Raw genomic sequence first — 22,149 nt, forward strand, 5'->3', positions numbered from 1 at the left:
TCCGACGCCTCAGGGTAACTGTAAAAAATAATTTTGTCAATTTCAGGTCAGTCTGAAAATTTTTGTTGAAAACAGACCACAGGGCAGCTGCAGGCCGGGGCCCGTCCGGTCAGCGCTGGTACTCGCGGCCCTTCCAGCGGTAACGGCGGCGGGTGGCCAGCAGATACACCGGCAGCGCGGCCAGCGGGGTCAACGGCGTCAGCAGCACCTCCAGCAGGTCGGCGGGCCGGGTGCGGCCCGCACGGACGTTCACCAGCAGCCGTTCCAGCAGCCCCAGCACGGCCAGTTCCCGCCGCCGGGAGAACCACGGCACCGTGTAGGTCAGCAGGTACAGCAGCCAGCTGGCCGCCATCACCAGCCGCGACTGGGCGTGCACCTCCGGCAGACTCTTGGCGAATCCGTGCAGCGATTCCTGATAGCTGCGGTACATCCGCACGCTCATCAGGTCGCCGCCCAGCGCCAGCGCCAGCCGCCCGCCCCTGGCCTTGAGCCGCTCCGAGAAGCGCACGTCCTCCAGCACCTCTCCCTGCACCAGTCGGTGGCCGCTGATCCGGAAGTAGCACGCCCGCCGGAACGCCATCAGCTGCCCGTTGCCGGCACTCAGGCTGGCCAGCGGCAGCCGCGTCAGCGGCCCCGGCAGCAGGGTCAGCAGCACGTTGTCCACCAGCGGCACCAGCAGGCGCTCGCCGAGGCTGCGCGTCTGCTGGCGGGGCCACACGCTCAGCAGGTCGGCGCGGGTGCGCTCCAGCTCGTGCAGGATGGCGTCCAGCGCGCCCGGCTCCCAGAACACGTCGGCGTCGGTGAAGATCAGCACCTCGCCGCGCGCCTGCTGCGCCAGCTGCCAGCAGGCCCACGGTTTGCCCAGCCAGCCGTCCGGCAGCGGCTGGCCCGGCAGCACAGCCGCCCCCAGCGCCCGGGCGATCCGGGCAGTGTCGTCGTCGGAGCGGTCATCCAGCACCAGCACCTCCAGCGCGCCCTGCCGCAGCAGGCCCGGCAGGGTGTATGGCAGATTGCCGGCCTCGTTGCGGGCCGGCAGCAGCACGCTGACGCTGGGCGCGCCGGCCGGACGGCGGCGCGGGCGCAGCACCGGGAAGCTCAGGGCGTTCACGGTCAGCGTCAGCAGCTTATACAGCAGGAACCCGGTGGGCAGGACGGTGCTCAGCCGGGCCAGCGGATAGTCGATGCGTCCGCGCCACGTGTGCCAGGACGTGCGTTTTCGGTGGAAGTGTACCTTCACCGGTCTCCGGTCAGGCGGGCCAGCGCCCGGCTGGGGAGGTCCAGGCGCTGCTGCTGGCTGAGGCGCCCCCGGCTCAGGCACAGGTACCCGGCCAGCGGGGCCTCCGGGTCGCTGGTCTGCAGGTCGTGATCCAGGGTGGTCAGCAGGCCACCGAGCGCGTCCGGCAGTTCAGCCGCTGGGACCGGCGCGCCGAAGCTCAGGTACGCTTCCGGCCACTGCTGGCCGCGCAGCACCACCCGCAGCGCCACCGGCACCAGCGGCACCCGGGCGCGCTGCGCCAGCCAGCCGGCGCCCGGCAGCAGCCCGGCCAGCCCGGCGGCGGGCCGCAGCTGACCTTCCGGAAACACCACCACCCAGTGCCCGGCCCGCGCCGTCCGCAGCGCCGGTCGCAGTTCCTGCGCCCCGACCGCGCCCAGCCGCCGCAGGAAGGGGTACCGGGTCAGCTGCGGCTCGCTCATCAGCACGGTGTACGGCTGGCCCAGCTGCCGGCTGCACTCGTACAGCACGTAGCCGTCCCACCAGCTGTGGTGGCTGGGTGCCAGCACCGCCCCGCCACCGGGCAGCGGTCCGCGCACCCACACGCCGGCCAGGCCGCCCTGAACGGCGCGGCGCACGCTGCGGCTCAGACCCGCCGTGACGAGGTCCATGCCTGCTCCCTGGGCCGCACCCACCACGCGAGGCTGGCCATCCCGCCCATCGCCACCAGACACACCAGCGCCGCCACCGGCTGGCCCAGCAGCAGCAGGCCGGCCGGCAGGAAGGCCGCCTCCAGCAGGTAGGCCAGGGCCAGCGGCCGCCCGCCCGCCGGGCCGGGCCGGTACAGCGGCGGCGCGATCATCTGGAAGCAGAAACTCAGCGCCACCCCCACCACGAACCAGCCGGTGAAGTTGGCCAGCGGCGCCCCGGCCCACAGGCCGGCCGGGTCCTGCCAGCGCCAGAAGCCCTGCTGGGTCATCAGCGGCTCCAGGCCCAGGTCCCAGGCCACCAGCAGTGCCCCGCACAGCCACGTCCGCCCACCCGCCAGCAGCGAGGCCGCCAGGGTCATGCCGAACCAGCCGAGCGGCACCAGCAGCGGCACCCCCAGCAGAGTCAGGCCCGGCGCGCCCGCATAGCTGTAGAGCCCGAACGGCCAGCCGGTGCGGCTGCCCAGCAGCTCCACGCCCAGGCCGGCCAGGAAGGCCAGCAGCGCCATGCTGGCGGCCCGTGCTGCTCCCACCCGTTCCCAGCTGTACAGCAGCGCCGCGCCGCTCAGGCACACGGTGCTGAGGGTGGCCAGCAGCGGGAACCCGTCTGGCCACAGCGGCACCGGCACCTTCAGCAGCACGAACAGCGCCAGCAGCACGGTCCAGGGCCGCAGCGAGCGGCGCACGGCGCGCAGCCGTTCAGCCATGGTCGTCCCGGCCCCCGCCCGCCCGATCAGGTCGCCGCCCAGTGCGGCCAGGCCCCCACCCAGCAGCCCCGCCACGATCAGGCCGACGCCACCGGGCAACTGGGCCAGGACCAGCAGGGCACCTATAAAGGCCAGCCCCAGGCCCAGCAGGGCCAGGCCCCAGCGCAGCAGGGGCGGCAGCATCAGGAACGTCCGGGGGCGGTCATCGCCCGTCACTTCCACTTCCGCTGCGTCAGGTCGCGCAGCAGCACCCGCGCGGCATTGCGGCCCGACGCGCCCATGATGCCGCCGCCCGGATGGGTGCTGGCCCCGGTCAGGTACAGGCCCTTCACGCCGGGCCAGCGGTACTGGCTGGCCGCCATGAACGGCCGGAAGCTGAACATCTGGTCGAAGCTCATCTCCAGGTGCATCACGTTGCCCCGGTGCAGGCCCAGGTGGCTTTCCAGCCACTGCGGCGTCTGCACCAGTTCGCCCACGATCAGGTCGCGGGTGCCGAGGGCGTAGTGCTCGAAGCTGTTCAGGATGTTCTCGCGGGCCTCGGCCACCCGGGTCTCCCAGCTGCCGGTGTGCAGCTGGTACGGGTAGTACTGCGCCCACAGCCACAGCACGTCGCAGCCGGGCGGGGCCAGGCTGTCGTCTACTGCCGAGAAGCTCATGGCGATCAGCGGCGGGTCGGTGGTGGGCTCACCGGCCAGGTATTGCCCGTAGGCCTTCATCAGCTGCTGCTCGTCCCGGATCAGCAGGCCCAGCCCGGTGCGGCTGGCCAGGCCTCGGTCCTGGCGGTAGCGCACCTGCCCCTTCAGCGCCAGCCGCAGCACCATGCCGAAGCCGTTGCCCACCCGCACCTGCCGCGCGGCCTGCGGCACGTATTCGTCCGGCAGCGCGGCGGCGGTGCTCAGCACGTGGCTGCCGGCCACCACGGCGCGGGCGCTGTAGCGGGTGCCGTCCTCCAGTTCCACGCCGGTCGCGCGGCCCCCTTCCACCAGAATCCGGCGCACCGGGGCATTCACATGCACCTGCCCGCCGTGTGCCTCAATGCTGCGCGCCAGCGCCCGGGTCAGCCCGCCAGAGCCGCCCTTGGGCCGCGCCACGCCGCCCTTGTGGTACAGCGGGTGCCACAGCAGGAAGGGGGCGCTCAGCGGGTCGGTGGGCGGCGGGCCGCTCTGGGCGGCCATCCAGCTCAGCGGCGCGCGCACCCGCTCCTCGCTGAAGTACTCGCGGGCCACCTCCCCGTAGGGCCGTAGGATGCGCGAGAGCTGGTCCTGCATGCTCATCTCGCCCTTGCTGCGCATCACCATCTTGCCCAGATCCAGCGGGCCGGGCGCGCTGTTGAACAGGTCCGCCACCGCGTCCGCGAAGGGGGTCCAGTCATGCAGGAAGCGGCGGTAGCTGTCGCCCTGGCCGGGAAAGAGCCCGTTCAGCTCCTCGATGGTGCGCTCGGCGTCTCGCCAGATGAACCACGGGGTGTCGCCGTCCGAGGCCTGGAACATCGGGTCCAGTTCGGTGTAGTGCAGGCCGTAGCGGCTGAGTTCCAGCTCCTGCACCACCCGCGTCATGCGGATCAGGATGTGGGCGCTGCCGCCGTAGTCGAAGCGGTAGCCGGGCACCAGTTCCTCGGTGCTGACGGCCCCGCCCACCAGATGGCGGCGCTCGAACACGCCGACCCGCAGCCCTGCCTGGGCCGCGTAGGCCGCCGTGACCAGCGCGTTGTGTCCTGCGCCCATGACCAGCACATCGAAGTCGCTCAGAGTGGATTCTCCCGATCCGAACTATACGGGGGGGCGGCCTCGCGGGTGGTCAGAACGGCAACAGTGTGGCGCGGCTAGCCGGGCCGGTCGCCGGTCAGCACCGCCCGCAGCGGCTCGCTCTGCAGCGGGGTGCTGCCGCGCTGCACGCTCAGGCTGCCGCCGCTGCTCTGCAGGCTCAGGGTGTAGGTGTAGCCCTGGTGGGTGAAGGTGTAGCGCTCGCCCGCCGGGCTGATCAGCCGGGTGCCGCCCACGATGCTCAGCGATGGGGTGCTGCTCTGGGCCAGGCTGTCGCCGAGCGTGGTCTGCACGTCACCGGGCCGGAAGGCCGCGTTGTCGAAGCTCTGGTAGCGGAAGCGGCCCTGCGCGTCCTGGGTGATCATCACGCTGCGCCGCTCGGTGACGGCCAGCACCCGCAGGCCGGGTGCCAGCCGGCAGCGGCGGGTCTGCCCCTGCAGGGTGATGCTGCTCAGCACCGGCACGCCGCTGGCGCTGTACAGCTGCGGGTTGGCCGCCACGCCCGGATTGATCAGCCGGATGTTGTCGGGGCTGGTGCTGCTGGCCGCGCTGCCGTCCCGCGGGGTCAGGCTGTAGTAGACGTTGCCGGCCCCCGGATCTGGCCGGCCCACCCGCCACGCCGCGTAGCTGTAGCGCCCCGGCTGCGCCTTGCTGAGGGTGGTGATCTCGGCGCGTCCGCCGGCGTCCGGCTGACCCACCACCAGCACCTCCGGAGTGCTGAGGCTGTCACACAGCAGCCAGGCGCGGTCCTGGCGGCCCGGCAGGTTCAGCTGCACGCTGGCGGCAGAGGCGGCGCCGAGCAGCGCGGCCATCAGCAGGGGAAGTGGACGAAGCATGCCCTATGCTGCCGGATTCGGGTCTGCTTGGCGTGAAGGTCAGCTGACCGGACCTTGGCCCACGTCAGAAAAGCGCCAGAGTCCGGAGGCTACCCTGAACCGTATGCGCCGGATGAACGCGAGAACTGCAATGGTGGCCAGCGTGATGGCGGCGCTGGCCTGCCTGATTCTGACCGTCTGGCTGACGGCCCAACACACCTGGTGGGCGCTGCTGCCGGCCCTGCTGAGCGTCTGGTTCGGGGTGGACAGCTGGCGGGCCTGGGGCTGGAGCCAGCCGGAAGACTGAGCCGACCTGCCCTCCGGCTGGCGCCGGGGCGCCCGGGCGGGTAGGCTCTGACCATGACGGCCCTGTACTGGCTGGCGCTGGACGGGGTGGGCCATCCGGCCGACGCGCCGCCCTTCAGCCCGTGGGACATGGACCTGCCGACCCTCAGGCCGGTGATTGAGGCGGGGCGGGCGCTGGACGCCACCCTGGGGGTGGAGGGCCTGCCGCAGAGCGCCACCGGCCAGAGCTGCTGGCTGACCGGCCAGGACGCGGTGGCACGGATGGGCGGCCACTACGGCCCGCATCCCGGCCCGACCCTCAAGCGGCTGCTCGATGAGGCGGGCCTGCCGGGGCGGGTCCGGGCAGCAGGGGGGCAGGCGGCCCTGCTCAACTACTACCCGCCCGGGTACTTTGCCCAGCCGCGCCTGCGGGCCGGGTGTTTTCCGTACAGCTTCACCACCGCGGGCCTGCCGCAGAACCCGCCGGGCCTGCCGCACCTGCCGCCCACGCTGGGGCTGCAGTACACCGCTCCCTGGACCGCCGTGGACCCGCCGGACCACTGGCGGCGGCAGGGCGAGCGGCTCGCGGCCCTGCCGGGCCAGGATCTGCTGGTGCTGGACCTGTGGTTCAGCGACCTGCTGGGCCACCAGGGCCGCGCCCCCACCCCACCGGACCTGCTGTGGGCCGGGCAGGCCTATCTGGCGCGGCTGGACGCCCTGCTCGAGGGACTGCTGCACGCGGGCGCGCGGGTGGTGCTGAGCAGCGATCACGGCAACTTCGAGGACCTGGGCGTCAAGAGTCACACCCGGGCGCGGGTGCCGTTCGCCGGGGTCGGCGTGGAGCTGGGCCTCCCGGACGACGTGGTGCAGGGGGGGCAGGTTATGGCGCGGCTGCTGGGTCTGTAACCGGATAGCGGGCCCCGGCGAAGTACAGGCCGTGCGGCGGCACGTTCGGCCCGGCCTGCCGCCGGTCGCCCGAGGCCAGGATGCCCGCCACCGCTGCCGGGTCCAGCGCGCCGCGCCCCACCAGCAGCAGCGTGCCCACTACACCGCGCACCATGTGGCGCAGAAAACTCTCGCCCGCGATGTGCAGCTCCAGCAGGTCCCCGGCCGGGTGCAGCTCCAGCAGGTCCCCGGCCGGGTGCAGCTCCAGCCGGTGCACCCGGCGGCGCGTCTGCCGCTCCTCGCGGGTGGCGAAGGCCGCGAAGTCGTGCTCGCCCAGCAGGCTGAGGGCCGCCTGCTGCATGGCCGCCACATCCAGCGGCTGCGGCACATGCAGCGCGCGCCCGTCAAGCAATGGGGAGCGGACCGGCCGGTTCAGCAGGCGGTACACGTAGGCACGCTCCAGGCAGCTGTACCGGGCGTGGAAGTCCGGCGGGGCCGGCCGGCAACCCAGCACCGCCAGGTCGTGCGGCAGCCGGGCGTTCAGGGCGCGCTGCAGCTGACTGGCGGGCAGTGTCATCGTTTCCGCCATGTCCCAGTGAAGCGACATGCACTCGGCATGCACGCCGGCATCGGTGCGGCCGGCGGCCACCGGACGGGCCGAGGCGGCCAGCGGCCCCAGCGCCGCAAAGAGGGTGTCCTGCACCGTGCGCCCCTCGGCCTGTGCCTGCCAGCCCAGGAAGTGAGCGCCGTCCCACTGCACTTCCAGCTGCCAGCGCCGGAAGCCGGGCGGGGGGGCGTAGGGCAGGCGCGGTTCACTCACCGGCCCATGCTAGAGCAGCGGCAGCCTCAGGGTTGCCGCAGCTGCCCGGCATCGGCGGCCACAAAGTCGCCTTCCCAGGCGTTCAGCACCCGGCCGTCCTGCACCAGCAGCACCGCCGGGTAGGCGCTGACCTTCAGCTGCCGCGAGAACCGGGTGGCGTCCTCGCCGCGCCAGGGGGTCAGGCTGCCGGGGGCCGGGGCCGCAATCTCCTCGGCGTTCACGGCCCGCACCGGCAGCCCGGCGTGCAGCAAGACGTCCCAGAGGCTGCCCAGGTCACCGCAGTCGTGCGAGTACAGCACCACCAGCTCGCGCGGCGCGTCACGCCAGGGGTGCGCCGGCAGCGCGTCGCCCAGCCGCACCCGCGCGCTGCTGAGGCCGCAGGCCCCCAGCGTCAGCAGCAGCAGCGTCAGCGGGGCCGGGCGCAGGCGGGAACGGGTCATGGATTCAGGGTAGGGGAGGGGCATGAGAGGAGCGCAGCGCGCCGGCTCAGCCCAGGTGACGGCGGCAGAAGTCGGCGGTCCAGCCATGCCAGTCCTGCCAGGCCGCCCACACCGACGCGGACCAGGCACGGAGCTGCTGATCCTGCGGCGGTCCTGATGGAGCGGCCAGCACGTCCAGCACCGTCAGGCTGCCCTGCATGTCTGGCGGCACGAAGGCCGGCCAGGTCCAGCGCTGTCGGGCCAGCCGCATGTGGGCCAGCTGGGCCTGCCGCCCGCTCTGTCCGCGCTCGTTTACCAGATACAGGCCGATCAGCGAAAAGGCCGTGGTAATGGGTCGCGAGGACCCCCCAGCGTGCTGCGCGCCGTAAGCGTCCACCGACAGCTGGGTCGGGAAGCTCAGCTCCGCACGCTCGGCCAGGGCCGCGCTCAGCTCGCCGTAAGTGGCCCAGCACTCACCGGACGCGTGGTAGCGCCCGGGCGGCGTGAGCCCCTGCCCCAGCTGAACGGCGCCGCAGCCGGGACAGGTCACTGGCGCGTGCCGGTCAGCGGTCAAGCCGGCACACTCCTTTCGGCTCCAGCCGCTCTACCACCAGAGCCGCACACGTCTCCGGCGTGCCGAGCGTGGGACTCAGCTCCAGATCCGGTGGGCCGTCCGGCGTGGGTGGACTCGCGCTGCGCTCCCCAGCGAACGCAGGTATCCAACGGCGGTTTAAGGTCCACCCATAGCATCGGTAAGGGCTGCCACAGGCGCATCGCCTCCTGGAGCCATTCAGGCTCTGCGAACAACACGTCCACGATCACGTTGGTGCCGGAGGTCAGCAGCCCGCCACTGCGTGGTGCAGCCGCGACACCACCTGCCGGCCCACCGCACCGAAGCCGATGCTGGCGACCCCGCCCTGCACGTCCTGGTACCAGACGCCCTCCTGCTCCTCAAACGAGAAATACCGCAGCGGCATGGTGGACCACAGCCAGTCGTAGCCGGTCACCAGATACGGGGCGCAGAGCTGCCTGCAGCGCCTGGCAGAAGGTGCTCCTGCCGGCGCTGGAGGTGCCGTTGACCACCAGCTGACCGGCCGGCTGGACCGCTTCAGGAGAGGACATACCCCATGCTAGCGGGCCGGCACACCAGACAACGGCTAATTCTTGGGAGCGTTCGGCACGCCGTCGGTGATGCCGCTGCTGCTCTTCAGGGCCGCCGGGTCCGGCTTCTGTTCCTGGAGCGGCTGCGGATTCGGGTCCGGGGCGAAGGCGGGCAGCTGTTCCACCGGCACGCGCCGCTGCACGATCTGGTCCGGTGGGGTGAACTCGGTGGCGATGCGGCTGGTGCGCTGGTCCAGGTTGATCAGCACCGTGTCCGGAATGGCGCCCGGCAGGCTGGCTTCCCGGTACTGCGGCGTCTGCGGGTCCTGATCCACAGCGGTATCGGCGGCGGCGCTGTAGCGCGGGTCCAGCAGCGCCACCTTCACCCGGGTGTAGGGGCCACGGTCCGGGTGCGCGCTGTAGGTGATGCCCGGCGGCTCCGCAAAGTTGCGGACCGCTTTGCCGCGGAGCGCGCCCACCATCATGTCGTGCCATACCGGCGGCGCCCACACGCCCGAGTACAGGTTGGTGGGCATGCTGCCGCCCTGCTGCCGCCCGATCCAGACCGCGCCCACGTAGTAGGGGTTCACGCCCACGAACCACAGGTCCTTGGGGCCAGTGCTGGTGCCGGTCTTGCCGCCCACGGTCCAGCCGTCAATGCGGGCCGGCTCCGAGAAGCCACCCTGGCGGGTGCCCAGGTCGTAGACCACGCCCTTGATCATGTCCAGGCCCAGCCACGCCACCTGCGGCGACCAGACCCGGTGGGCGGTGTTCTGCTGGCCGGCGCTGTCGTAGAGCAGCTCACCGCGCGCCCCGGTCACCCGGGTGATGTACCTCGGCGTGCGGTACGTGCCGCCGTTCACGAAGGGGGCGTAGGCGGCGGCCAGTTTGACCGGGGTGGTCTCCACCGCGCCCAGCGCGGCGGCCAGACCGGTGCCGTCATTGGGCGGCAGGTTCAGCTCGCGCAGCTTGCCGAAGAAGGTCTGCAGGCCGATCTTGTCGGCGAGCCGCACCGTCGGCAGGTTCAGCGAGCGGTCCAGCGCCTCCCTGAGCGTCATAGTGCGGCCGGTCATCTCGCCCTCGAAGTCCTTGGGCTCGTATTTGCCGCCCTCGCAGCTGGGACAGGGAAAGCTGATGGGCGAGTCGTCGTAGCGGTCCAGCTGGGTCGCGCCGGTGGACAGGGCCGTGGTGTACAGCAGCGGCTTGATGGTGCTGCCGATCTGCCGCTGGCCCTGGGCCGCGTTGTTCCAGTCGGCTGGCGGGGCGTTGCCCACCAGCTTCTGGCCGACCATGCCCAGCACGTCACCGGTGTAGGGATCGCTTACCACGGCCGCCAGGGTGGTGCCGGCCGGCACGCGGGCGGTACGGGAAGCATTCTCCACGGCGCTCTGCACCTGCGGGTCCAGGGTGGTGTAGACCTTCAGGCCGCCGGAGCCGTACACCTTGTCGCGCCCGAAGCGGCGCACGAGCTCCTGCTCCACCTGCTGCATGAAGTGGGGCGCGCGGGCGCTGGTCACGGCCTTGAGGTAGGTGGCGCTGCGGTCTACCAGCCGCGCCGCCTTGATGCCGCCGGACGCGTCGTAGCTGACCTTCCAGCCGCGCGGCTGCAGCTTCTCGGCCCAGGCGGCGTCCGCCTGCGCCTGCGTTACCCAGCCGTCCTCGACCATGCGGGCCAGCAGGGTTTTCATGAAGAGCCGCTGCTCGGCGTAGCGCGGGTAGTACTTGCCAGGGCCCGGCACCAGCGTGGTCAGGTAGGCGCTCTCGGCCAGCGTGAGCTGCTTGGGTGTCTTGCCGAAGTACGCCTGCGCCGCCGAGTAAATGCCGTACAGCTCGACCGGCCCACCGTCCCCCCAGTAGATGATGTTCAGGTAGTCCTGAAGAATCTCTTCCTTGGTAAAGTTGCGCTCCACCTGCACCGACAGCAGCCACTCCTTGAACTTGCGCTCCGGGGTGCGGGCGCTCTGGTAGTTCTCTAGCAGCGTGTTCTTGACCAGCTGGTTGGTCAGGGTGCTGCCGCCCTGCAGGTCTTCCTTCTGCGACAGCCGCCGGAACTGCCGGGCGATGCCGTAGGGGTCCAGGCCGTAGTGCTCGAAGAAGCGCCGGTCCTCGTTGCTCACGATGGCCGCGATCATGTAGGGGCTGATCTCGTCCAGCTGCACCAGGGTGCGGCTCACGCTGGCGTCGCCCAGCTTCGGCACCAGCGTGCCGAGCGTGGTACCGTCGCGGGCATACACCCGCGTGACCGCGCCGAGCGTCAGCGAATCCAGGGCGCGGTAGTCCGGCAGGTTGCGCGACCAGCGCACCGAGTACAGCGCGGCCAGGCCAGCCACCACGAACACGGCGGCCAGCACCAGCGCCAGCAGCAGCCTGAACAGCCGTCCCACGACTACCATGACCGCTCCATCAGGGCTGCCGCGCCTCAATCAGCGCATTGACCCGCCCGCGCAGGTTCTTGCCGGAGAGCGGCTTGTACACGATGTCGTCGGCCCCCACCAGCTTGGCGTGGTCGCGGGTCTGGTCGTCGTCGAAGCCGGTCAGCAGCAGCACCGGCGAGTCGCGCAGCCGCTTGATGCGCTTGACGCGCGAGCAGATCTCGAAGCCGTCCATGAACGGCATCTTGACGTCCAGCAGCATCGCGTCGGGCGTGTGGTCCCGCAGGTAGTCCAGGGCGGCCTTGCCGTCCGGCACCGCGACGATCTCATGCCCATCTGCCGAGAGGATGACCTCCAGCATTGTGCGGATCGCGGGTTCGTCGTCAGCAACCAGAATGGTATAGGCCATAGACGTCCATGATAATGCAGCGGCCCGGTTTGGTCCGTATGAAGCGGCAAAGAATCAGATGAGCCGCAGCGGCCGGGCTCAGCCGCGTGACGCGGCCGCGCCGGCCCGCGCCTCGTCGGCCAGCACCCGGCGCAGCACCTTGCCCACCGGCGACTTGGGCAGCTCCTGGCGCACTTCAAACAGCCTCGGGACCTTGTAGGGGCTCAGCCGCTCGCGGCAGTAGGCTTCCAGCTGCTCGGCCGTGGCGCTGTGGCCGGGGCGGAACACCACGAAGGCCTTGACCGTCTCGCCCCGGTGCGGGTGCGGCACCCCCACCGCCGCCGCCTCCAGCACCGCCGGATGCTGGTACAGCACCTCCTCCACCTCGCGCGGGTAGATGTTGAACCCGCCCGCGATGATCACGTCCTTCTTGCGGTCCACGATCCGGAAGTAGCCGTCCGGGTCCATGACCGCCATGTCGCCGGTCAGCAGCCAGCGCTGGCCGGCCCGCTCGCGCATCGTTTTGGCCGTCTCGTCCGGGCGCTGCCAGTAGCCGGCCATCACGTTCGGCCCGGCCACATACAGCTCGCCCACCTCGCCGGACGGCAGCGGCGTGCCGTCCTCGGCGGCCACATAGGCATACACGCCGGGGAACGGCACCCCGATGCTGCCCTCGCGCTGCTCCCCGAAGATCGGGTTGCTGTGCGTGACCGGGCTGGATTCGGTCAGGCCGTAGCCCTCCACCAGGTTGGCCCCGCCGGTGATCTCGCGGAAGCGCCGGGCGGTTTCCAGCGGCAGCGGCGCCGACCCCGAGATGCAGGCGCGGATGCTGGTCAGGTCGTGTTTTGGCGTGTCCGGATGCTGATTGATGGCGCCGTACATGGTGGGCACACCCGGGAACATGGTCGGTTTGCGGCTGTCGATCAGCTGCAGCAGCATGCCCAGGTCGCGGGGGTTCGGCACCAGCACCAGCGTCGCCCCGATCAGCAGGCCCATGTTCTGGGCGGTGGTCATGCCGTACACGTGGAAGAAGGGAATGGCGGCCAGCAGCACCTCCTGGCCTTCCTTCAGGTCAGTCATCCAGGCGCGGCACTGCAGCGCGTTGCTGGTCAGGTTGTGGTGGGTGAGCATGGCGCCCTTGGGCACGCCGGTGGTGCCGCCGGTGTACTGCAGCAGCGCCACGTCGTCCGGGCGCACCTGCACCGGGCGTGGGCTGGGGGCCTGCGAGCGCAGCAGCGCCTTCATCCCGAACACCCGGCCGCCCAGCGGCACGTCCACCCAGTGGCCCTGGCTGCGCTCACGCACCGGGTAGAGCATGTTCTTGGGAAACGGCAGCGCGTCCTGAATGCCGGTCACGATGACGCGCTTCACCGGCACCGTGTCCTGTACCTCGGCGTAGCGCGGGTAGAAGGCGTCCAGCATGATCAGCGTCTCGCTGCCGCTGTCCTGCAGCTGATGGGCCAGCTCACGCGCCACGTACATCGGGCTGGTGTTCACCACCACCGCGCCCGCCAGCGAGGCCCCGAAGAACGCCACCACGAACTGCGGGCAGTTGGGCAGCATGATGCTGACCCGGTCGCCCTGCTTCACGCCCAGCCGCTGCAGCGCCGAGGCGAAGCGCTGCACGTCCAGCCACAGCTGGCGGTAGCTGAGTTCGGAGCCCATGAAATGCAGGGCGATGCGGTTCGGGAAGCGGGCAGCCGAACGGCCCAGCAGTTCGTACACCGCGCTGTAGCTGTTCTCCATGTCGGCCGGGACGCCCGGCTCGTAGTGCTCCAGCCAGGGCCGTTCCAGGCCGCTGAGCGCCGCCGTCCCCATGCCACCTTGCGTCGTCATAGCTCCTCCTTCAGGGCTGCCGGCCCGCTGAACTGCATCTATTCTTGAACTCAGTATAACAAGGAGGCCGGCAGCGGCACCGTAGAAACGGCACCAGCCCTTACGGGGGGGGCAGCGGCTCGCCGCCGTACTGCAGCGGCACCCGGGTCCACAGCGCCGGCGGGAGGCCGGCAACGCTGGGACCGTCGGTGCCGCGCAGCCGGTCCAGCAGGGCCCGCAGCGCCTGGGCCTGCGCCAGGGTGCGGCTGCGGTACCGTTGCTCGCGCATCACGCTGGCCCACACCAGCCCGCGCAGCGGATAGCTGCCCGGCACGTCCGGCAGCGGCAGCACCTGGGCCGGCGAGGTGGGCGGCGGCCCGCTGAGCCCCAGGACGCTGCGCGGCGGCAGGTCCTGGCCGCCCACGGCGCGCAGCAGCGCCACCTGGGCGCCGGGCGGCACGTCGTGCAGGGTGAAGACGGCCACGCTGCCGGGAATGTTCAGGTCGGTGCGCTGCGCGCCCAGCGCGGCCCGGGTGAAGGCGGCCCCGCTGCTCCAGTTGGACTTGAGCTGGGCGTACGGCCAGATGCGCGCGGCCACACAGGCGCTGGCCACCGCGTAGCTGACGCCGTTGCGCGCGACCCGGGCGCTCACCAGCACCGGCAGCGCCGGCAGCTGCACCCCCGGATTCAGCTGCGCCAGCGCCGGATGGTCCCAGGTGGGCAGCTGCCCGGCCAGCAGCCGGCAGAGGGTGGGGACATCCAGATGCAGCTGCACCCCCGGCAGCCGGTACGCCACCGCCACCGCGTACACGCCCACCGGCACGTTCAGGGCCGGCCTCAGTCCGGCCGGCGGCGCGGGCGGGGGCAGGCTGCCCAGCACCAGGTCGGCGCGTCCCGCGTACAGCTCGTGAAAACTGTCGGCCGGCGCCAGCGCCCGGAACGGCAGGTCCGGTACCCAGGGCGGCACGCTGCCCACCGCCCGCAGCGGCGGAACCGGGAGGGCCGGCACGCTCTGGGCAGGGGTCAGGCCCAGCAGGCCCAGGGCCAGCAGCACCAGCCGCCGCATCCCCGACCTCAGCGCTGGCCGGTGACCCAGTACTGCACCCGCTCGGCCACGTTCTCCATGTGGTCGCCGATCCGCTCCAGGCTGCGGCCCACCCGCATCAGCACCAGCGACTTGCTGATGTTGCGCGGGTCTTCCAGCATGTAGGTCACCAGCTCGCGCTGCACCTGCTCGTACAGGTCGTCCACCTCGTCGTCCATGTGCAGCGCCATGGTGGCGCCCGGCACGTCGCGGGCCACGATCGCCTGCGTCAGCGCCTCGCCCATCTCCGAGAGGCGCTCCAGCATACGCGACAGATTCACGTACTTCTTGAGCGCCGGGGCGTGGCTCAGCTCCTCGCCGTCCTCGGCCACGTGCACGGCGTAGTCGCCCATCCGCTCGATGTCGGTCAGACTCTTCAGCACCAGCGCGATCAGCCGCAGGTCGCGGGCCACCGGCTGGTGCAGCGCGATCAGCCGCAAGCACTCGGCCTCCACCCGCGCCTCCAGCTGATCCACCTGCAGGTCCAGCGCCTTAACCTGCGGCGCCAGCTCCACCTCGCGGTCGTTCAGCACCCGCCCGGTCAGCGGCAGCATCTGCTGGACGATGGCGAGCATCTCCAAGGCTCCATTCAGGATGGTGTTCAGGTCGTGTTCGAGTGCCTCGCGCATGTGTCTCCTACGGTAGCGGATTTGAAACTTACATCATCCCTGCCACGGTGGGCAGGGTGAAGCAGAAGGCGTTGTGCGGTTCCTGGCCGTCGCGGACGCGGCGCTCGGCCCAGGCCTGACCGCCCCAGCCCTGCACCACGCTGCGCACGATGTACAGCCCCATGCCGCTGCCGTTGCCGCTGGCGTTGGGGCCACGGGTGTGGGCCCGGAAGATGTTCTCGGTGTCGGGGACCGGGGCGCCCTCATCCAGCACCGCCACCTCCACGAAGCTGCCGCGCGCGCGGGTTTCCACCGTGACCGGCCCGCCGCGCGGCCCATACTTCATGGCGTTCTCGATCAGGTTGAGCAGCACCTGCAGCAGCTTGTCCGGGTCGGCGCGCACCAGGTGGTCCTCGCCGAAACTCAGCCGGGTGCCCGTGCTGCTGAGGTCCTGGGCCAGCAGCCGTTCGGCGCGCACAAACGCCTCGCTGATCGGGAAGGTGCGCGCGCGGGTGGGCCGGAACCCCACCGCCAGGTCCTCCACCAGCCGGGCCAGCCGCTCCACCTCCGACAGCCCCTGCCGCACGAAGTTCTGCTGCAGCTCCGGCGGCATCGCGTATTCCAGCGCCTCCAGCACCCCGCGCAGCCCCGCCACCGGCGTGCGGAACTCGTGCGACAGGATGGCGGCGGCCTCGCGCAGTTCGGCCTCGCGGCGGCGGTGTTCGGTCACGTCCTCCACGATCAGGGTGCCGCCGCCCTGCGACAGCGCCGCCTGACAGCGCAGGGCGCGGCCCGCCACGTCCAGCTCCAGTTCGCCGCCGCGTTCGGCCAGCGCCTCCAAGGTGTGCCGCCGCAGCACCTCCAGCAGTGGCCGGCCGCTGGCCCGCTCGCTGGACACGCCCCACAGCCGGGTGGCCGCCGCGTTCAGCCGCGTGACCAGTCCCCCTTGGTACAGCACCACCGCCTGCGGCAGCAGGTCCATCCAGTGGTCGTCGGGGCAGGGGAGGCGGGGGCCCGGCTGGCCCTCTGACGGCTGCGTCATACGCTCTGCGCCTCGACCGTGCTCCAGGGCCGCATCCGGTAGCCCTTGCCGCGCACCGTCTCCAGAAAGGTCGGTTGGGCCGGATCATCCGAGAGGTGGGAGCGCAGCTGGGTGATGTGCTGGTCCACGGTGCGCTCGCCGCCCAGAAAGTCCGCGCCCCAGACCCGGTCCAGCAGCTCGGTGCGGGCGTACACCCGGCCGGCGTGCTGGGTCAGGAACGCCAGCAGATCGAATTCGCGGCGGGTCAGGTTCAGCCGCACCGCGCCGAGCCGCGCCTCGGCCGCCGACAGGTCAATCTGCAGCGGTCCGTTGCTCAGCTGCGTGGGCACGTCCGCCTGGGTGCGCCGCAGCAGCGCCCGCACCCGCGCCACCAGCTCGGCGGCGCTGAACGGTTTGGTCAGGTAGTCGTCGGCCCCACTTTCCAGCCCCTCCACCCGCTCGGCCTCGGCGGCGCGGGCGGTCAGCATCAGCACCGGCAGCCGCCGCCGCTCCGGGTCCTGACGCAGCCGCCGCAGCAGCTGCAGGCCACTCTCGCCCGGCAGCATCCAGTCCAGCACCAGCAGGTCGGCGCCGGGCAGCGTGTCCCAGGCGGGCGAGGCCGTCTCGAAGGCGCTGACCCGCAGTCCGGCCCGCTCCAGATGAAAGCGCAGCACCTCGCGCACCGTGCCCTCGTCCTCGACGACCACCACATGGCTCATACCTTCATTCTTGCGCTGCAGGTCAGGCGAATGTCAGGTGAGGGCGGGCGGCCCGTCCCGGCGCTGCGGGCCAGCCGGGCGCGGCGCCGGCTGGCCGGGCAGGCGTCCGGCCCGGTCGGCCGTGTGATGGCCCGGTCAGGTGGCCGGTGTTCAGCGCAGAAACGGGTTGCTGGCACGCTCGGCCCCGATGCGGGTCGGCGCGCCGTGGCCCGGATAGATCACCGTGTCGTCCGGCAGGCCCAGCAGTTCGCGCCGAATGCCCCCGATCAGCAGTGGATGGTCGCCGCCCGGCAGGTCGGTGCGCCCGATGCTCCCCTGAAACAGCGTGTCGCCCACCACCGCAAAGCCGCTGCCCTGCTCCGCTTCTGCCACGAACACCACGTGCCCCGGCGCGTGTCCGGGCAGCTCGCGGGCCCGCAGCCGCAGCGTGCCCGCCTCGAACAGCTGGTCCTGCACGATGTCGTGGTCCGGGTCGGCCGGCTGCACGAACGGCAGGTTCCAGCGCGCCGCGGACGCCTCGCCCAGCTGGTAGAGCGGCCGGTCGGCCGGGTGCAGGTACACCGGCACCTGCAGCTGTTCGCGCAGCGGCTGGACCGCCCCGATGTGGTCGAAGTGCGCGTGCGTCAGCAGGATCGCCTGCACCTGTACCCCGTGTTCACGCACCCAGGCGAGCAGCCGCTCGGCGTCGTCGCCCGGGTCGATCAGGAAGCCCTGGCCGCCCTCGTCCCAGACCAGCACCGCGTTCTCCTGAATCGGGCCGGTGGACAGGCTGGCCACCCGCAGGCGGCCGTAGCTGGTGGGGGCAGGAAAGCGGGAACGGGTCATGGCGGCAGTGTACCGGGCGGTGGCCGCGCGCGCCGTCATCTGCGCCAGAATGGGCGCATGAGTGACGAACTGAACCTGGCGCGCCGGATCCTGCAGGGCCGTGCTGTCCAGCAGGTGCCGGACGACGAGGTGCTGCAGGAGGCCGAGCGGCTGCTGTCCGGCTGGATGCAGGGAGAGCTGCGGATGGAGCGGCCCAAGCTCTACGACCACTACGCCCTGGTCTTTTCGGCGCTGATCCGGCGGGTGCAGCAGCTGGAGGAGCGGGTGGCGGAGCTGGAGCGGCGGTAAAGCTTCACATTTTCCACATCGGCTTCGAAAAAACTCCATACTTCTGCTATGGAACATCTGCCTTCAGGCTTCGGCCTGACCGCGACCCATCTCAACACGGCCGCCGCCGAGCTGCCGTTCCCGCTGCACCTCCCGACGGAGCAGGCGGCCAGCTGGCACGGTCAGCTGGGAGTGGGCGCGCTACATCTGACCCTCCATCTGCGCGATGTGCCGCTGGCCACCCAGCGGGCGCGCGGGCTGTTGCTGGCCCTGCACGGCCACGTCTACGGGCACACCCCGGCCTCGTTGCTGGAGATCTATGAGCAGCAGGGGCTGTCCGCGCTGCTGTCGCTGGAGGGCCACTTCACCCTGCTGCTGATTGACGTGCGCCGTGAGCTGGTGGCGGTGCTGACCGACCTGGTCGGCTCGCACAAGGTGTACCGGGCGGTGAGCGGCGCCTCGCTGCACCTCGACACTGACCTGCGCACCCTGATGGCGGTGCCTGCCCTGCGTGGCCGTGCGCTGGACGCCGCTGGGCTCGGCAGCGCGCTGGCCAGCGGCCACATGGTCTCGGGCCTGACGCCCTACCAGGGGGTGAGCAGTCTGGGCCGCGCCAGCGTCCACGCGTTGCGCCCCGGGAGCCCGGCGCCGGTGCTGAGCCGCCAGCAGTTCTGGGACGACGCCTACACCCCGGACCCCAGCCGCTTCGTGACCCGCGCCCAGCAGGCCGAGCGGCGGGCCGAGCTGTCCACGCTGCTGGTTCAGGCGGTGCAGCGGCGTCTGGTGGGGCCGGACGTGCCGACCCTCTCGCTCAGCGCCGGTCACGATGCCCGCACCATTCTGGGCGTGCTGGGCGGCGCGCTGGGGGTCAAGGAGGGCCGGGCTTTCTCCTATGCGCTGGGGCGGCCGCTGGCCGGCAGCGACGCGGCGCTGTCGTCCGGACTGGCGGCCCACTACGGCTACCGCTTCCGGCTGATGCCCTCCTACCAGGGCGACCTAATGCAGACGCTGTGGCAGAACGCCCGCTGGGGCCAGGGCGTCACCAACTTCTGCGACGAGGCGGACGCCTGGTCTGCCCTGGCCACCCAGCCGGTGGGCCAGCTGTGGGTGGGCGAGCACAACTTCGGGTACGCCGACCCGCTGCCGCTGCACACCCAGGAGGACGTACTGGACCGGCTGGGCCTGCGCTCCTGGAACCAGCTCGGCTGGCTGTCGCCGATGCTGGAAAGCGGTGTCCAGTCGCGGCTGATGGGCGCGTGGCAGGAGACGCTGGAGCAGGTGACCGGCAGCGTGGCGCACCTGCCCAGCCTGCAGGACCAGCTGGACACCCTGTACGCCGAACAGCGCCTGCAGTACATGCTGCTGCCGTGGCGCCAGCACTTCGCGGCGCGGGCGGTGCGGGGCGGTCTGGTACTCAACCCGCTGCTGGACGGCGACGTGATGCGCTTCATGCGCCGCGTGCCGGGCGAGTGGCGCCTGGGCAAGCGGCTGTTCCGTGAGACGGCGGCCGGACTGTTCCCCGAGCTGTACCAGCTGCCGTTCGCCACCCGGGGCGCCTACGAGGCCGACTGGGCGCGGGAGATCGCGCGGCAGCGCGGACCGCTGCTCGAATGGCTGCGCGAAACGTCCAGCCCGCTGGACGGGTGGCTGCCGCCGACCGTGCTGGCGCGGCTGATCGGCGGTCAGCAGGCGGGCGTCAGCCGGAGCCGCGCGCTGCTGAAATCGGCCCGCCAGGCGCTGAAGCCGTGGCGGCGCACCCGGGTGGCGCTGACGGTGATGGGTCCGCTGCGGCGGGTCGCGCACCCGGTGAGTCAGGAGACGCTGCTGATGCGCGCCCTGACGCTGCGGGCCGCCCTGCAGCTCACCGAGCGACAGGCGGACCGGGCCGAAGAGTTCCGCTCGGACGCCGTGCCGCACTGAACGAGGGGGCAGCCACGCTGCCCCCGTACAGCAAAATCCCCGCGTTAAGCGGGGATTTGTTGTGGCGGGCCCTGAAGGACTTGAACCCTCGACCTACGGTTTTGGAGACCGCCGCTCTACCAACTGAGCTAAGAACCCGTGCTGCCACTGCTCCGCCTGGTTTCCCAGGCCCGAACAGTGTAGCAAAGCGGGTGCAGGCCTGCAAGACCGGGTCCAGGGCGGACAGCGGGCCGCCGTCAGAGCAGCTGCAGCGCCGCCTGCGCGAACTGCCGGAAGGCCGCGTTCAGGCCCTGGAGCGCCGCATCGTCCGGCTCACCCTGGGCGTTCAGGTACAGACCGGCATTGACCTCCAGCCCGAAGGCCGGCACGCCGCTGCGCCGGGAATGCTGCAGGCTCAGGGTGTCGCTGGCCCACGGCACGCCCACCGCCACCTCCTGCACCGCAGCGCCCGCCAGCACGTCCGCAAATGCCTGCTGAGCGGCCTGCTGGAGTGCCGGAACCAGCGAGGGCGGAAAGGTCGGCTGGTCCGGCTCGCCCACCATCAGCGTCAGCGCGGGCCGGGGCCGGCCCTCGTCCGGGCCCAGCTTCGGGCCGAAGGCGGCCATGCAGTGCCCCACGATCATCAGCCGGGCGCCGGGCAGCTCCGCCGTGACCTGCCGCTCAAAAGTGTCCCAGTAGCGCCGCAGCCGCGCTTCCATTTCCTGGTGATCCGGCTGGGCCGCCTCCGGATACAGCGGCTGACGGTCGAATCCGCCGCGCTTGACCACCCCATTGTCGCTGCGGTCGTCGCGTTCGCGGTTCAGGTCCACCACAAAGCGCGACCACGGCGCGTTGAGCGTGCGGGCACCCGGCACCAGAAAGATCAGGTCGGTGTACGGATCGCCGTCCAGAAACAGCCGCCGCAGCAGGGCCTCGCGTTCCGCCGTGTTCCACAGCCGGTCGCCCAGCATGGCGTGCAGCACGGAGGCGGGCACCGCGCCGCTGCTGTGGGGCGTCAGGATCAGCAGGTCTTGAGACATGCCGGCAGCATACCCGGGTGTGGGTGGACCGGGTGCAGCCGGGCACTACACTGCGGCCATGTCACAACCGATCCTCAGCGAGCTCAAGCAGCGGGTCCTGACCCTGACCCTGAACCGTCCGGAGACGCTCAACAGTGCCAATGACGAGCTGCTGCTGCAGCTGACCGGGGCGATCCGGGACGCCGGGCAGGCGCCGGAGGTGCGGGTGGTGGTGCTGACCGGCGCGGGCCGCGGCTTCTGCACCGGCGCCGACCTGGGCCAGATGAACGGTGCGGCCGCCCCCGACCGCTTCAGCCAGCACCTGCAGCACACCTTCAACCCGCTGATGCTGGCGATCCGGCAGCTGCCCAAGCCGCTGATCACGGCCGTGAACGGCGTGGCGGCCGGGGCCGGGGCCAGCATCGCGCTGGGCGGCGACATCCGGCTGTGGTCGGCCCAGGCCAGTCTGGTGGAGCTGTTTTCGAACATCGGACTGGTGCCGGACGCGGGCAGCACCTGGCTGCTGCCCCGGCTGGTGGGCCCGCAGCGCGCCTTCGAGCTGATGGCGCTGGCGGAAAAGGTGCTGCCGGATGAGGCGCTGCGGCTGGGCCTGTGCGAGCGGGTGTTTCCGGCCGAACGCTTTCACGAGGACGTGCAGCAGTACGCCGAGCGGCTGGCGGCGCGGCCGGCCACCGCGCTGCGGCTCACCAAGCAGGCGCTGTGGGAGGGGCAGCTGGGCAGCTTTGAGGAGGCCCTGCTGCGCGAAGCCCGCCTGCAGGATCAGGCGGGGGCCAGCTGGGAACACGCCGAGGGCGTGCAGGCGTTCAAAGAGAAGCGGGCGCCGGATTTTCTGACGCAGAAGTAGCGGCGCCCTGCAGGCGGCCGGCCGCGCTGCTGCGCCGGCCGCTGGCGGGCAGCAGCCGCCCCGCCTGCCCGAGGCCACGCGGGGCCGTGCCCACGTAGATCGTCTCGTATTCGCCCGCGCGGACCCGGAAGGTCTCGTGCCAGATGCCCACGTCGCCGGCCGCCGTGCGGGCCCGGCGATTGAACTCGCGCCAGGCGGGCAGGTGCTGCTGGCTCTGGGCGTGGGCATACGCCTGCAGCTGCTCGGCGCTGCGCCAGTACTGGATCACGCTCAGCCCGCTGCCCCAGCTGGCCAGGCAGCCGAGTTCCGGCTGCTGGGCCAGCTCGCGCAGCATCCGGGGCATGGCCATCGCCACCGGCAGCCAGGAGCCGACCTTCCACGGCCGGTTGATCTGCATGCCGATCAGGAACACCACGAAGTCGCCGTCCAGCTCGGCGGTGAGCCGCTCTGCGGACCTGGCCGCTGCCGAAGGCCTCGAAACTGCTGCTGTCTGGGTCATGGTCTGCCTCCCGCCGCCCTCATCTGTTTCAGATGGTCTCTTTCGGACGGTCT

25 protein-coding genes and 1 tRNA gene are annotated in these 22,149 nt (G+C 71.4%); 5 read left to right on the forward strand and 21 right to left on the reverse strand.

All coding sequences use genetic code 11. The annotated features are described in order from the left end of the window. Nucleotides 1-109: 109 nt before the first annotated feature. From ABOD76_RS10820 to ABOD76_RS10840, 5 genes are all read right to left on the reverse strand, one after another. Nucleotides 110-1,150 (reverse strand): glycosyltransferase, encoded by a 1,041-nt coding sequence (locus ABOD76_RS10820; protein WP_380129784.1) that lies wholly within the window; start codon nt 1,148-1,150, stop codon nt 110-112. Nucleotides 1,151-1,233: 83 nt separating this feature from the next. Next, nucleotides 1,234-1,884 (reverse strand): lysophospholipid acyltransferase family protein, encoded by a 651-nt coding sequence (locus ABOD76_RS10825; protein ID WP_350244846.1) that lies wholly within the window; start codon nt 1,882-1,884, stop codon nt 1,234-1,236. Then, on the reverse strand, nt 1,860-2,810 hold the full coding sequence (locus tag ABOD76_RS10830; protein WP_350244847.1) for a carotenoid biosynthesis protein: 951 nt from the start codon (nt 2,808-2,810) through the stop codon (nt 1,860-1,862). Before ABOD76_RS10830 ends, ABOD76_RS10825 begins: the two co-directional genes overlap by 25 nt. A gap of 29 nt (nt 2,811-2,839) precedes the next feature. Continuing rightward, nucleotides 2,840-4,351 carry a phytoene desaturase family protein gene (locus ABOD76_RS10835; protein WP_350244848.1) on the reverse strand — a complete coding sequence of 504 codons (1,512 nt, stop codon included), beginning with the start codon at nt 4,349-4,351 and terminating at the stop codon, nt 2,840-2,842. 98 nt (nt 4,352-4,449) lie between these two features. Next, nucleotides 4,450-5,226: a hypothetical protein gene (locus tag ABOD76_RS10840; protein ID WP_350244849.1), complete on the reverse strand. Its 777-nt coding sequence runs from the start codon at nt 5,224-5,226 to the stop codon at nt 4,450-4,452. A gap of 103 nt (nt 5,227-5,329) precedes the next feature. On the opposite strand from ABOD76_RS10840, the gene ABOD76_RS10845 reads away from it, so the two are divergent. After that, nucleotides 5,330-5,512 carry a hypothetical protein gene (locus ABOD76_RS10845; protein WP_350244851.1) on the forward strand — a complete coding sequence of 61 codons (183 nt, stop codon included), beginning with the start codon at nt 5,330-5,332 and terminating at the stop codon, nt 5,510-5,512. Between the two features lie 53 nt (nt 5,513-5,565). Then, a complete protein-coding gene (locus ABOD76_RS10850) occupies nt 5,566-6,396 on the forward strand; it encodes a metalloenzyme domain protein (protein WP_350244852.1) in 831 nt (276 codons plus the stop codon). Here the strand turns inward: ABOD76_RS10850 and truA are convergent. From truA to ABOD76_RS10915, 13 genes are all read right to left on the reverse strand, one after another. Next, nucleotides 6,371-7,195, reverse strand: coding sequence for a tRNA pseudouridine(38-40) synthase TruA (truA, locus tag ABOD76_RS10855; protein WP_350244853.1), 825 nt, complete (start codon nt 7,193-7,195; stop codon nt 6,371-6,373). The two genes, ABOD76_RS10850 and truA, sit on opposite strands and share 26 nt — an antisense overlap. A gap of 26 nt (nt 7,196-7,221) precedes the next feature. Continuing rightward, nucleotides 7,222-7,635 carry a penicillin-binding protein gene (locus ABOD76_RS10860; protein ID WP_350244854.1) on the reverse strand — a complete coding sequence of 138 codons (414 nt, stop codon included), beginning with the start codon at nt 7,633-7,635 and terminating at the stop codon, nt 7,222-7,224. 46 nt (nt 7,636-7,681) lie between these two features. Next, complete coding sequence (locus tag ABOD76_RS10865) at nt 7,682-8,188, reverse strand: DUF5946 family protein (protein WP_350244855.1); 507 nt, start codon at nt 8,186-8,188, stop codon at nt 7,682-7,684. Next, nucleotides 8,185-8,436, reverse strand: coding sequence for a hypothetical protein (locus ABOD76_RS10870; RefSeq protein WP_350244856.1), 252 nt, complete (start codon nt 8,434-8,436; stop codon nt 8,185-8,187). Before ABOD76_RS10870 ends, ABOD76_RS10865 begins: the two co-directional genes overlap by 4 nt. Nucleotides 8,437-8,450: 14 nt before the next feature. Then, on the reverse strand, nt 8,451-8,621 hold the full coding sequence (locus ABOD76_RS10875; RefSeq protein ID WP_350244857.1) for a hypothetical protein: 171 nt from the start codon (nt 8,619-8,621) through the stop codon (nt 8,451-8,453). Nucleotides 8,622-8,771: 150 nt separating this feature from the next. After that, nucleotides 8,772-11,108 carry a transglycosylase domain-containing protein gene (locus ABOD76_RS10880; RefSeq protein ID WP_350244858.1) on the reverse strand — a complete coding sequence of 779 codons (2,337 nt, stop codon included), beginning with the start codon at nt 11,106-11,108 and terminating at the stop codon, nt 8,772-8,774. Between the two features lie 10 nt (nt 11,109-11,118). After that, on the reverse strand, nt 11,119-11,496 hold the full coding sequence (locus tag ABOD76_RS10885; RefSeq protein ID WP_350244859.1) for a response regulator: 378 nt from the start codon (nt 11,494-11,496) through the stop codon (nt 11,119-11,121). 78 nt (nt 11,497-11,574) lie between these two features. Further along, a complete protein-coding gene (locus ABOD76_RS10890; RefSeq protein ID WP_350244860.1) occupies nt 11,575-13,311 on the reverse strand; it encodes a long-chain-fatty-acid--CoA ligase in 1,737 nt (578 codons plus the stop codon). Nucleotides 13,312-13,411: 100 nt separating this feature from the next. Continuing rightward, nucleotides 13,412-14,356 (reverse strand): hypothetical protein, encoded by a 945-nt coding sequence (locus ABOD76_RS10895; RefSeq protein WP_350244862.1) that lies wholly within the window; start codon nt 14,354-14,356, stop codon nt 13,412-13,414. Nucleotides 14,357-14,364: 8 nt separating this feature from the next. Beyond that, complete coding sequence (gene phoU, locus ABOD76_RS10900; protein WP_350244863.1) at nt 14,365-15,003, reverse strand: phosphate signaling complex protein PhoU; 639 nt, start codon at nt 15,001-15,003, stop codon at nt 14,365-14,367. Between the two features lie 28 nt (nt 15,004-15,031). Next, nucleotides 15,032-16,024, reverse strand: a complete 993-nt coding sequence (locus ABOD76_RS10905; protein WP_350244864.1) for a sensor histidine kinase — start codon at nt 16,022-16,024, stop codon at nt 15,032-15,034. Then, complete coding sequence (locus ABOD76_RS10910; RefSeq protein WP_350244865.1) at nt 16,021-16,722, reverse strand: response regulator transcription factor; 702 nt, start codon at nt 16,720-16,722, stop codon at nt 16,021-16,023. Before ABOD76_RS10910 ends, ABOD76_RS10905 begins: the two co-directional genes overlap by 4 nt. 150 nt (nt 16,723-16,872) lie before the next feature. Continuing rightward, entirely contained in the window at nt 16,873-17,547 is a 675-nt protein-coding gene (locus ABOD76_RS10915; RefSeq protein WP_350244866.1) for an MBL fold metallo-hydrolase, read from the reverse strand. A 57-nt stretch (nt 17,548-17,604) separates the two neighbouring features. On the opposite strand from ABOD76_RS10915, the gene ABOD76_RS10920 reads away from it, so the two are divergent. Continuing rightward, nucleotides 17,605-17,835: a hypothetical protein gene (locus ABOD76_RS10920; protein ID WP_350244867.1), complete on the forward strand. Its 231-nt coding sequence runs from the start codon at nt 17,605-17,607 to the stop codon at nt 17,833-17,835. A gap of 48 nt (nt 17,836-17,883) precedes the next feature. Continuing rightward, on the forward strand, nt 17,884-19,734 hold the full coding sequence (locus tag ABOD76_RS10925) for a hypothetical protein (protein ID WP_350244868.1): 1,851 nt from the start codon (nt 17,884-17,886) through the stop codon (nt 19,732-19,734). A gap of 62 nt (nt 19,735-19,796) precedes the next feature. Here the strand turns inward: ABOD76_RS10925 and ABOD76_RS10930 are convergent. Both ABOD76_RS10930 and ABOD76_RS10935 read right to left on the reverse strand, forming a co-directional pair. Further along, a tRNA-Trp gene (locus tag ABOD76_RS10930) sits at nt 19,797-19,872 on the reverse strand. Nucleotides 19,873-19,970: 98 nt separating this feature from the next. After that, entirely contained in the window at nt 19,971-20,753 is a 783-nt protein-coding gene (locus ABOD76_RS10935; RefSeq protein ID WP_350244869.1) for an N-formylglutamate amidohydrolase, read from the reverse strand. A gap of 58 nt (nt 20,754-20,811) precedes the next feature. Between ABOD76_RS10935 and ABOD76_RS10940 the strand changes: the two genes are divergently transcribed. Beyond that, entirely contained in the window at nt 20,812-21,597 is a 786-nt protein-coding gene (locus ABOD76_RS10940; protein WP_350244870.1) for an enoyl-CoA hydratase/isomerase family protein, read from the forward strand. Here ABOD76_RS10940 and ABOD76_RS10945 read toward each other — a convergent pair. Beyond that, entirely contained in the window at nt 21,557-22,096 is a 540-nt protein-coding gene (locus ABOD76_RS10945) for a DUF4188 domain-containing protein (protein WP_350244871.1), read from the reverse strand. The genes ABOD76_RS10940 and ABOD76_RS10945 overlap by 41 nt on opposite strands. Nucleotides 22,097-22,149: the final 53 nt, after the last annotated feature.

Source organism: Deinococcus sonorensis KR-87 (assembly GCF_040256395.1).
GTDB lineage: Bacteria > Deinococcota > Deinococci > Deinococcales > Deinococcaceae > Deinococcus > Deinococcus sonorensis.

What these genes read in the sequence shown, in the direction of transcription:
- ABOD76_RS10825 (WP_350244846.1), bottom strand. Translation starts at nt 1,884, where the DNA reads ATGGACCTCGTCACGGCGGGTCTGAGCCGCAGCGTGCGCCGCGCCGTT.
- ABOD76_RS10830 (WP_350244847.1), bottom strand. Translation starts at nt 2,810, where the DNA reads ATGCTGCCGCCCCTGCTGCGCTGGGGCCTGGCCCTGCTGGGCCTGGGG.
- ABOD76_RS10835 (WP_350244848.1), bottom strand. Translation starts at nt 4,351, where the DNA reads ATGGGCGCAGGACACAACGCGCTGGTCACGGCGGCCTACGCGGCCCAG.
- ABOD76_RS10840 (WP_350244849.1), bottom strand. Translation starts at nt 5,226, where the DNA reads ATGCTTCGTCCACTTCCCCTGCTGATGGCCGCGCTGCTCGGCGCCGCC.
- ABOD76_RS10845 (WP_350244851.1), top strand. Translation starts at nt 5,330, where the DNA reads ATGCGCCGGATGAACGCGAGAACTGCAATGGTGGCCAGCGTGATGGCG.
- ABOD76_RS10850 (WP_350244852.1), top strand. Translation starts at nt 5,566, where the DNA reads ATGACGGCCCTGTACTGGCTGGCGCTGGACGGGGTGGGCCATCCGGCC.
- ABOD76_RS10860 (WP_350244854.1), bottom strand. Translation starts at nt 7,635, where the DNA reads ATGACCCGTTCCCGCCTGCGCCCGGCCCCGCTGACGCTGCTGCTGCTG.
- ABOD76_RS10880 (WP_350244858.1), bottom strand. Translation starts at nt 11,108, where the DNA reads ATGGTAGTCGTGGGACGGCTGTTCAGGCTGCTGCTGGCGCTGGTGCTG.
- ABOD76_RS10885 (WP_350244859.1), bottom strand. Translation starts at nt 11,496, where the DNA reads ATGGCCTATACCATTCTGGTTGCTGACGACGAACCCGCGATCCGCACA.
- ABOD76_RS10890 (WP_350244860.1), bottom strand. Translation starts at nt 13,311, where the DNA reads ATGACGACGCAAGGTGGCATGGGGACGGCGGCGCTCAGCGGCCTGGAA.
- ABOD76_RS10895 (WP_350244862.1), bottom strand. Translation starts at nt 14,356, where the DNA reads ATGCGGCGGCTGGTGCTGCTGGCCCTGGGCCTGCTGGGCCTGACCCCT.
- phoU (WP_350244863.1), bottom strand. Translation starts at nt 15,003, where the DNA reads ATGCGCGAGGCACTCGAACACGACCTGAACACCATCCTGAATGGAGCC.
- ABOD76_RS10905 (WP_350244864.1), bottom strand. Translation starts at nt 16,024, where the DNA reads ATGACGCAGCCGTCAGAGGGCCAGCCGGGCCCCCGCCTCCCCTGCCCC.
- ABOD76_RS10910 (WP_350244865.1), bottom strand. Translation starts at nt 16,722, where the DNA reads ATGAGCCATGTGGTGGTCGTCGAGGACGAGGGCACGGTGCGCGAGGTG.
- ABOD76_RS10915 (WP_350244866.1), bottom strand. Translation starts at nt 17,547, where the DNA reads ATGACCCGTTCCCGCTTTCCTGCCCCCACCAGCTACGGCCGCCTGCGG.
- ABOD76_RS10920 (WP_350244867.1), top strand. Translation starts at nt 17,605, where the DNA reads ATGAGTGACGAACTGAACCTGGCGCGCCGGATCCTGCAGGGCCGTGCT.
- ABOD76_RS10925 (WP_350244868.1), top strand. Translation starts at nt 17,884, where the DNA reads ATGGAACATCTGCCTTCAGGCTTCGGCCTGACCGCGACCCATCTCAAC.
- ABOD76_RS10935 (WP_350244869.1), bottom strand. Translation starts at nt 20,753, where the DNA reads ATGTCTCAAGACCTGCTGATCCTGACGCCCCACAGCAGCGGCGCGGTG.
- ABOD76_RS10940 (WP_350244870.1), top strand. Translation starts at nt 20,812, where the DNA reads ATGTCACAACCGATCCTCAGCGAGCTCAAGCAGCGGGTCCTGACCCTG.
- ABOD76_RS10945 (WP_350244871.1), bottom strand. Translation starts at nt 22,096, where the DNA reads ATGACCCAGACAGCAGCAGTTTCGAGGCCTTCGGCAGCGGCCAGGTCC.